General features: G+C 71.2%; 6 protein-coding genes. 5 read left to right on the plus strand and 1 reads right to left on the minus strand.

Annotation, left to right across the window (positions count from 1 at the left end):
* Both AX018_RS23660 and AX018_RS23665 read left to right on the plus strand, forming a co-directional pair.
* Window positions 1-1,653: type VI secretion system Vgr family protein (locus AX018_RS23660; protein WP_111882633.1), on the plus strand; the 1,653-nt coding region annotated here is incomplete at its 5' end.
* Between the two features lie 11 nt (window positions 1,654-1,664).
* On the plus strand, window positions 1,665-2,111 hold the full coding sequence (locus AX018_RS23665) for a hypothetical protein (protein ID WP_111882636.1): 447 nt from the start codon (window positions 1,665-1,667) through the stop codon (window positions 2,109-2,111).
* A 7-nt stretch (window positions 2,112-2,118) separates the two neighbouring features.
* Here the strand turns inward: AX018_RS23665 and AX018_RS23670 are convergent, their stop codons facing one another.
* Window positions 2,119-3,111: a DUF2169 family type VI secretion system accessory protein gene (locus AX018_RS23670; RefSeq protein WP_111882638.1), complete on the minus strand. Its 993-nt coding sequence runs from the start codon at window positions 3,109-3,111 to the stop codon at window positions 2,119-2,121.
* Between the two features lie 74 nt (window positions 3,112-3,185).
* On the opposite strand from AX018_RS23670, the gene AX018_RS23675 reads away from it, so the two are divergent.
* The 3 genes from AX018_RS23675 to AX018_RS23685 form a co-directional block, all read left to right on the plus strand.
* On the plus strand, window positions 3,186-4,478 hold the full coding sequence (locus AX018_RS23675; RefSeq protein ID WP_111882641.1) for a hypothetical protein: 1,293 nt from the start codon (window positions 3,186-3,188) through the stop codon (window positions 4,476-4,478).
* The gene (locus AX018_RS23680) at window positions 4,475-5,605 is read left to right on the plus strand and encodes a 3-oxoacyl-ACP synthase (protein ID WP_111882644.1); all 1,131 of its coding nucleotides are present in this window, start codon (window positions 4,475-4,477) and stop codon (window positions 5,603-5,605) included. The genes AX018_RS23675 and AX018_RS23680 overlap by 4 nt, the downstream gene beginning before the upstream one ends.
* Window positions 5,606-5,613: 8 nt before the next feature.
* On the plus strand, window positions 5,614-9,739 hold a 4,126-nt coding region (locus AX018_RS23685), incomplete at its 3' end, for a DUF6531 domain-containing protein (protein WP_111882646.1).

Consider the following 9,739-nt stretch of genomic DNA (forward strand, 5'->3'; position numbering starts at 1 on the left):
CCGGGGCGCGCCTACCTGGACGACTACGACTTCAAGAAGCCCCGCGCCGACCTCTCGGAGATGCGCCAGTCGCCCCCCGGGCACAGCCACGACGGCTACGAGCGCTACGAGTGGCCGGGCGGCTACACCGAGTTCGCCGACGGCGAAACCTACACCCGCCTGCACATGGAGGAAGGCCTGGCCGCGCGCGAGCGCGCCCGCGCCGAGCTCAACAAGCGCAGCATCGCCCCGGGCTACACCATCGCGCTGGAGAACTACCCGCGCGGCGACCAGAACCGGCAGTACCTCGTCACCTCGGTGCGCTACCGGCTGGAAGAGAACGTGCAGGCCTCGCAGGGCACGGGCGGCGTGGGGCAGACCCAGGGCGGCTCGGTGCAGAAGTTCAGCATGCAGGTGCACCCCACCTCGCTGCCCTACCGCCCGCAGCTGAGCACGCCGCGCCCGCGCACCACGGGCCCGCAGACGGCGGTGGTCGTGGGCCCCGCGGGCGAGGAGATCTGGACCGACGAGTACGGGCGCGTGAAGGTGCAGTTCCACTGGGACCGCATCGGAGCCATGGACGAGCACTCCAGCTGCTGGGTGCGCGTGTCCACCAGCTGGGCCGGCCCGGGCTTCGGGGCGGTGTTCACGCCGCGCATCGGCATGGAAGTGATCGTGGACTTCCTCAACGGCGACCCGGACTACCCGATCATCCTGGGCTGCGTCTACAACGCGGCGAACATGCCGCCCTGGGAGCTGCCGGGCAACGCCACGCAGTCGGGCATCAAGACCAAGTCGAGCAAGGGCGGCGCCTTCGGCGATGGCATGAAGAACGGCGCGGGCGATGCCAACGCGCTGCGCTTCGAGGACAAGAAAGGCGCCGAGCAGCTCTGGCTGCACGCGCAGAAGGACCAGCTCACCGAGGTCGAGAACGACGAGGACAAGTGGGTCGGCCAGGACCGGCGCAAGACCATCGACCGCGACGAGACCAGCGTGATCCACCGCGATCGCACGGAGACCGTGGACCGCGACGAAACGATCACGGTGCACAACAACCGCACCGAACGGGTGGACCACGACGAGAAGATCAGCATCGGCGACAACCGGCGCGAGGACGTCGGCATCGACGAGACCATCGACATCGGCAACAACCGCAGCAAGACGATCGGGCGCAACGAGAAGGACAAGATCGGCAACAACTGGTCGATCAAGGTGGGCAGCTTCAAGACCGAGACCATCGGACTGGCCTACCTGCAGAACGTGGGGCTGGCCAAGATGGTGAACATCGGCGCGGCCTACAACGTGAACGTGGGCGCGGCGATGATGGTGAACGTGGGGCTCAACCAGAGCACCAACGTGCTCATGAACCGTTCGGTGACCGTGGGGCAAAGCCAGACCACGAGCGTGGGCAAGGACCGCACCGACGACACCTCGGACAACTACACCGAGACCGTGGGCAAGAACTCCGCCACCACCATCGGCGAGGTGCGCACCCTGACCGTGGGCAAGGAAATGTCCGTCACCGTGGGCGACGCGGTCGAGATCAAGTGCGGCAAGGCGGTACTGCGCATGACCAGCGACGGAACGGTGCAGATCAACGGCCAGACGATCGCCATCGCGGGCAGCTCCAGCGTGACCGTTTCGTCCCCCGACAGCCACATCAATCCCGCTTGAAGGAGGCTCTCATGGGAATCGCACACGCACTGTCCAACGCAGCGGCGCAGGCCGCCGCCCCCCAGGACGCCGCGGCCGCACCGCGGCTGCTGGCGGGCCGCATCATGGAAACCGTCGCGCAGGACCGCTATGCGGTGGCCTTCGCCGGGGCGCCGGAGCCCGTGGCCGAGGCCTCGGTGGGCGTCCTCCTGCCGGCCCTGGTGCCGGGGGACGAGGTGCTGCTCGCGCTGCGGCCGTCCGGCGAGGCCGTGATCACGGCCGTGCTGGCGCCCTCCCCCGCGGTGCCCTGGAGCCAGCGCGCGATCCGCCTGCAATCGCAGGACTCGGTCACGCTCTCGTGCGGCGAAGCCACCCTGCGGCTCACTGCCCAAGGCCTTGCGCGGCTCGTGGCCCTGACGATCGAGCACGATGCCCGCGACCTCGTGGACATTGATGCGGCCGAGGTCCGCATCAACTGACCGCGACTCAGAGATGCACCTGCACGCTCTCCAGATAACGGGCGGGCTCCTGGGTCAACGTGTATCGCCAGATCAGGACGATGTGTTCCTGCTCGGGCTCGATGACCAGCGTGTCGAAGCCCGGGCGCACGGTGGCGCGCTCTCCGCGCGCCACCCAGGACACGGCAGGGCGCAGGTCCGGCACGGTGAATGCGCCCTCCCCATCCGCGCTCAGATGCATCCAGCGCAGGCGCGTGCCCGCCGCCAGTTGGGCGGGCAGGAACTGCATCCGCGGGTGGGCGCAGTTCCACGCGGCCGGATCGAAGGTGGCCGGCATGCGCGTGACGATGCCCGGGGCGTCCTGCAGCTCCCGGGCGGCATAGCTGCCCCAGAGCGCGCGGCGGGGCAGCCACGTGCGCCCCACGCACCCGAATCCCGCCGGAGAGACGTCGTCGCTTGCCATGCGGACCGGGTCGTCGGGCCACTCGAACTGGTGCAGGGGCGCTCCGTCTGGCGGCAATCCCGCGCTGAAGCCGGCACCCGACGGGTTGGCCGGGTGGAACACCACGGGGTCGTCCGCATCCTGGCCACCAAAGGCCAGGCCGTAGATGACGGGCACGCGCAGCGCGGGCTCCTGCTCCTCGGCCACCGGAAAAAGCCCCAGCCGGCGGCGCCACACGCGCTTGCCGAACACGCGCAGCGTGCGGCTCTCGCGCCCGATGGCCAGCCCCGCATCGAACCGCGCGGCGGGCCTGCCGCCGGGCGCGTAGGCATAGCCGTTGAAGATCACGTCCACTTTCGGCTTGGCCGGGGCCAGGTCGGCCTCATGGCGCACGGTGCCGGAGAGCCCTTCCTCGCGAAAGAATTCGTCGCCCCGGAACACCGGCACGGCGCGGCCCTGCGCCACGGGCCGTCCCGCGAAATCCAGCGTGGCCTTGACCACCACCGTCCGGCACATGCCGCCATCCGCGCCATGGCCCGGCAGGATCTCCGCGGCAAACGGCGTCAGGTTTTCCAGCATCGTATGGGTTCCTCCTGCACGGAATTCTCGTTCATCCCTTTCCCCGCACTGTGGCCCGCAGGGCGTTTTTCATCATGAATGTCATCGAACTGCCCGTCCCACGCGCCATCGACATCCCCTGGATGCGCGCACTGCCGCAGCGCATGGCCCGCTCGCTGGCAACCCAGTACTGGCGCCGCTCGCATCTGCTGGCGCGCCCGGCCTGCCGGCCGCAGGCCATCGCGGTGTTCGACGACGGCATCGTGCAGGCACTGGCGGGGCTGAAGCAGCACCTGGCCCACGAACCCGGGGTGGCGCCGATCTGCCACGAGGCCATCGCCGCGACGGGCGCCGAGATCCTGCACGAGCCCTCGCGCATCTTTGCACTGGCCTGCCTGGAGGTGCTGCACCTGCAGTCGGGCCGCACGGGCGGCAGCGTGGCGCAACTGGGCGCGCAATACCTCGATGCCCAGCCCTCCTCGGTCTTCAATGCCCTGCGGTTCGGCTTCGACGGCGTGGTGGGCGAATACCTGGCGCCGCGCGTGGCCCTCCTCGCCGATGCCGGTGGCCAGGAGCGCTCACCGCTCGGACGCCTGCTCATGCGGCTGGCGATCGCCCGCCCCGCCGTGTCGGACACGTTCGCGCAGGCCGTGTCGGCCTGGGCGGCGCCGCAGGCGGGCGGCATGGCCGCGCTGTGCGGCTGGCGCTGCACCGGCCGCGGCGACGAGGCCAAGGCCCTGGCGGCCGTGGAGGGCGACGACGATGCGGACGCCGCGCTCGTGGCGCTCGCCCTCATGGGCAGCCCGCACGAGACACCCGCCGCCCGCGCCGTGCTGGCCCGCGCGCCGCATTCCCCCGCCGCGCTCGCGCTGCTGGCCGCCCGGGAAGGCCACGCGCTGGCGGTCGCGCTCCGCGAGGGGCGCTTTCCGGAAATGCCCTGGAGCCAGCAGGTCTATGGCGCAGCGCTCGTGGGAGACATCCCCCTGCTGCGCCACCTGGCGGCCCACACGCCGTGGGACGACGAATCGGCCTGCCGCGCACTGGCCGATGCCGTGGCGCTGCTGACCGGCACGCCGGCCGACGGCGTATTCGACCTCGCCCAGAACCCGGGCGCGCGCGCCGCCTGGGCCGATTCGACGCTGGCCGCGCTGCCGCTGGACGGCCCGCCGCTGCGCCTGGGCCGGGCCCGCGACGGGGTGGCGATCGAGGACACCGCAGCGCTCGTGGGTGCGCCGCTGCGGCACCTGCTCTACATCGAGCACGCATCGCGCCTGGGCGCGGCGCTCTGGATCGAAGCCGACGATCTCGCCGTGGTCCAGGCCCTGGCCTGCGCCACCGCCTCCATCCTTGAACGCGCGGCCTTCGGCACCGGAAAGCCCCAGCCATGAAACCCCTCGTCATCGCCGCCACCGGCGCCTGCACCCCCATCGGCACCCGCGCCTGGCAAGCCGGCTGCGGCTTCGCCGCGCGCTTCTCGGCCTTCACGCGGCAAGCCATCGAAGCCCAGGCCGAGCACCGCGCCACCGTGTCGCGCGTGCCGGCGATCGACGCCGAATGCACCGGCACCGAACGGCTCATCCGGCTCGCGGCCCCGGCCCTGCACGAAGCGCTGAGGGCATCGCCCGCGCCCGTGGCCGGATGGCCGCTGCAGCGCCCCATCCCCCTCTTCATGGCGCTGCCCGAGCCCTGGGCCGAGCTGCCCGGCTGGATCGACCTGGACCGCTTCGCGCTGGAGCTGCCGCGCGCGCTGGACGTGGCGCCTGAATTCCTGCCGGTCACGCTCTTTCCCGGCGGCGCGGCGGGCGGCGCGGACGCGCTGGCCCAGGCCTATCGCTTCATGCACGACCACCCCTCGGCCCCCGAAGTGCTGGTGGGCGGGGTGGACAGCTTCGTGGACCCGGCCGTGGTGGGAGCCCTCTACCAGCGCCGCTGGGTCAAGGTGAACGGCCACTGCGAGGGGTTCATCGCCTCGGAGGGCGCCGCCTTCGTGCGACTGGCCCGCGAGCCCCGGGCCGCCGACTTCGTCACGGTGTACCCGCCGGCCTTCGGCGAGGAGGCCCGCTCGCGGGTGGGCGACGAATCCCTGCTGGAAGGCCGCGCCCTCGTCGAGGCCAGCCGCGCCGCGCTGCAGGCCGCGCACATGCCCGTGGACGCGCTGCACGCCTATTGGTCGGACATGGACGGCTCGCCCTGGCGCGGCGCCGAGATGACCAGCCTCTCGGCCGCGCTCGCGAAGGACGGAGGCCTGCCCTCCGCACGCGACCCGGCCTCTCTGCTGGGTGAGGTGGGCGCGGCCTGGGTGCCGCTCATGCTCACCCTCTTCCATGAAATGCGGCAGGCGCTGACCCATCCCGTCATGCCCTCGCGCCTCACCGGCCACGCGGGCCTGCAGACCGTCACCGGCCTGTCCACCCGCGTCGCCGCCTGGGTCGCCGCCTGGGACCACGCCGGGCTGCACCGCTCCGGCCCAGCGCATGCCGCAGCCCCGAACGGCGCCGTCTCCATCGATTCCTGAATTCCTCCATGGCCACCTTCGTCAACGACCGCCGAGCGATCCACCAAGGGCGCAGCCCGGCGATGATCCCGGGCCCGATCAACCCGGTGTTCCCCAAGCCCAAGGGCCCGCCGGTGCCCATCCTCAACATGGCCCACGGCCCGGGCCTGCAGAACGGCACGGCCACGCTCAAGATCGACGGCCATCCCGTGGCCATTGCCGGCAGCCGCTTCGAATCGATTGCCGCCACCCCCGACCGCGTCGGCGGCATCGCCGGCGTGCAGTCCCACGTGGTGGGCGGCGCCGCCGAGCCCACCAGCTACTCCAGCGACACCAAGTTCGAGAGCCGCGGCAGCGTGCGATCTTTCGACACCACCAAGAGCAATGCCATGGTCATGGACCCGGGCTGGCGCGGCCGGCTGCTCATGGCGCTGCTGCCCGAGCCCTACGACAAGCTCGCCCTCAAGGTCATGGAGAAGCTCCCGCACGCCTTCAATGAGGAGTTCGCCGCACTGGGCGAGAGCCTCACGGATCCCAGCATGCTCATCGGCCCGGTGCTCAAAGTCATCGGCAAGCTGGTCCCCGGGGTCAATCTCGTGGTGAACGGCGCGGCCATGGCCGAGGCGGCCGGCCAGATCGATGCGCTGGCCCAGAAGGTGCAGGAGCTGCTCACCCCGCCCCTCACCGACGAGAAGCTCGACGAGATCGCCCAGATCGTCGCCGACGAAGTGGCATCCATCACGATGCAGTTCGCGCTCGGCAAGATCTCCCGGCGCGCCAAGAAGCGCACGCCCCCCGTCGCCACGGGGCACGACAATAAGGTCAACCCCAACACCCACGGCGTCATCCAGGACGGCACCAGCAAGGGCCGCAAGCCGCAGCCCCGCTGCGAGCTGGACTCCTGCAACCCCGTGATCTTCGCCACCGGCACCAAGATCCTCTCCGAGACCGACTTCGAGCTGCCCGGCCCGCTGCCGCTGCAATGGCGGCGCTTCTACCGCTCCAGCGACCGCCGCCCGGGCTGGCTCGGCTGGGGCTGGAGCACGCCGCTGTCGATCGAGTTGGCGCTGGTTTACGACGCCGTGCACTACTACGACGAGCGCGGGCGCCTCGTGCGCCTGCCGGTGCTCGCGCGCGGCGCCAGCCACTTCGACGCGCGCGAGAAGATCACCGTGCGCCACGACGAGCGCGGCGGCTGGAGCATCGAGGGCACCGACGGGCTGCGCCATGAATTCGCGCCTCCCGTGCCCGGCCAGTGGCGCCTGCCGCTCGCACGCAGGGTGGATCGCAACGGCAACGCCATCACGCTGCGCTACCCCGCCTACGACGACACCGGCGTGGACGGCTGTGCGCCCCGGCCCCTGGGCCTCACCGACAGCGCGGGCCGGCAGCTGCGCTTTGTCTGGAGCGGCGAAGGCGATGCCGCCACGGGCACCGCCTCGCCCGGCACCTCCGAGCGGCTGCTGCAGGAGATCCACCTGGAGCCGCGCACGCTGGATGGCGTACAGCACGCCGGCGGCGTGCTCGTGCGCTATGCCTACGGCAGCGAAGGCAACGAACCCGGCGACCCGCGCGCCAACCTGCTCTCGGCCACCGACGCCCTGGGCGGCACCGCCCACTACCGCTGGCGCCACCACCTCATGGTGGCCTACTCCACCCGCAACGGCTTCACCCACCACCAGGAGTGGAGCCGCCACGACGCGGGCGGGCGGGTGGTGCGCACCTGGACCGACGAGCCCGGCCTGCTCGACACCCGCTTCGACTACGACCTGGGCCGGCGCACCACCCACGTCACCGACGCCCTGGGCCGGCGCAGCAGCTACGAGTACAACGCCCTCCACGAGGTCATCGCCATCACCGAGCCCGGCCCCGATGGCCAGCCCCTGCGCACCGAAACCCGCATCGATGCCGCCGGCAACCCCGAGGAGGCCCGCGATGCGCTGGGCCGCGCCACGCGCTGGCAGTTCGACGCCCGGGGCAACCTGCGCTCGGTCACCGACGCGGCCGGCGCCACCACGCGCATCGCCTACGGTCTGCTGGATCTGCCGGTGGAGATCACCGACACGCTGGGCCACGTCTGGCGCCAGGCCTACGACGAGCGCGGCAACCTCGCCGAGCGCCTGGACCCGCTGGGCCACGCCACGCGCTGGCGACATGACGCCCGCGGCCTGCCCGTGGCGATCGAGGACGCGCACGGCCGGGCCCGCCGCCTGCTCTGGGACGATGCCGGCCAGCTCATCGCCTATACCGACTGCTCCGGCCAGACCACGCGCTACGCCTGGGACACCCTGGGCAACCTGCTCTCGGCCACCGACGCCCTGGGCCAGATCACCCACTACCGCCACGACGCCCTGGGCCGCCTGCGCGAGGCGCGCTCGGCCGATGGCGCCGAGCACCGCTACGACTACGACGCCCAGGGCAACCTCACCGCCTACACCGACCCACAGGGCGCCACCACGCGCTACGCCTACAACGGCCTGGACCAGCCCACCCTGCGCCAGGACGCCCTGGGCGGCACGCTGCGCTACCGCTACGACGCCGTGGGCCGCCTCGTGGCGCTGGAGAACGAGAACGGCGCCCTCACCCAGTTCACCTACGACACGGCCGACAACCTCATCCAGGAGGTGGGCTTCGACGGCCGCATCCAGCGCTACCGCTACAACGCCGCCGGCGAACTGGCCGAGCTGCACGAGCGCGATGCCAACCTGCCGCCGGACACGCCCTACGACCCCGCACCCGGCGCCCCGCTCCCAAAGCGCACCGTCTTCCGCCGCGACGCGCTGGGCCGGCTCGTGGCCAAGGTGCACCTGGGCTCGGACGGCCTGGAAAGCTCCGGCACCGACATCACCACCTACGGCTACGACCCGCTCGGGCGCATGCTGCATGCGGGCAACGCGGATGCCCGCGTGCGCTTCGCCTACGACCCGCTCTCGCGTCTCGTGGAGGAGGTGCAGGAGCATCTGGCGCCCGGTGGCGATTCCGCACTCGGGCGCTACACCTACCGCCATGCCTACGACGCCCTGGGCAACCGCATCGCCTCCACCCTGCCCGGTGGCCGGCAAGTGCAGTGGCTCCACTACGGCTCGGGCCACCTGCACCAGATCCGCGTGGACGGCCACGTGCTCTCCGACATCGAGCGCGATGCACTCCACCAGGAGGTCCACCGTACCCAGGGCGCGCTCGCCAGCCAGTACGGCTGGGACCCCATGGGCCGCCTTGCGGCGCACAAGGTCGCGCGCCAGCAGTCCCTGCAGGGGCAACCCGGCAGGCCATCGCCCGAGGCCCTGTGGGACCGTGGGGAGCGTTCTGCGCAGGCCCTGCCCGCCTTGCAGAACCTGCCTACCGGTGAGCGCATCGCCCGCCATTACCGCTACGACCCCACCGGCAACCTCATCGCCACCCGCGACGGCCTGCGCGGCGAGAGCCACTACCGCTACGACCCCCTGGGCCGCATTCTCGCCGCCCAGCGCAGCAGCACCGGAAAAGGCCAGCAACCAGTCGAGCGCGAGTCCTTCGCCTTCGACCCCGCCAGCAACCTGCTCAACCCCAACCGCGGCGGAGACCAATCCAGCGGCGGCGTCAGCGGCGAGCGCGAGCGCGTCACCACCAACCGCCTCACCGTCTACCAGGACCTGCGCTTCGCCTACGACCTGCACGGCAACATCACCGAGCGGCGCATCGGCTGGCACACCGTGCAAAGGTACCGCTACAGCCCCGAGCACCAGATCGTGGAAGCCCGGGTCATCCGCTACCGGGACAGGCCCGGCGAGGGCAAGGAGCAGCCTGCTGCCACCGAGCAGGTCACCCGCTACCGCTATGACGCCCTGGGCCGGCGCATCGACAAGCACGATGCCTTTGGCCGCACCAGCTTCCTCTACGACGGCGATCTGCTCGCAGGCGAACTGCGGGGCAGCAAGCTGTCGGAGTACCTCTACGAGCCCGACAGCTTCGTGCCCCTGGCCAAGCTGGAATCGGAGTGGAAGGGCGAGAAAACCAGGGATTCAGAGCCAAAACCCCTCCATGTCGCCGAGACTGCTGGAGAGTTTGCTACGGAAGATGTAGCAGAACAAAAGCCCAAGGACTTCACCACCTACTACTACCACTGCGACCAGATCGGCGCGCCGCAGGAGTTGACCGACGAGGCTGGCCGCATCG

The sequence above is a fragment of the Paracidovorax anthurii genome (genome assembly GCF_003269065.1).
GTDB lineage: Bacteria > Pseudomonadota > Gammaproteobacteria > Burkholderiales > Burkholderiaceae_C > Paracidovorax > Paracidovorax anthurii.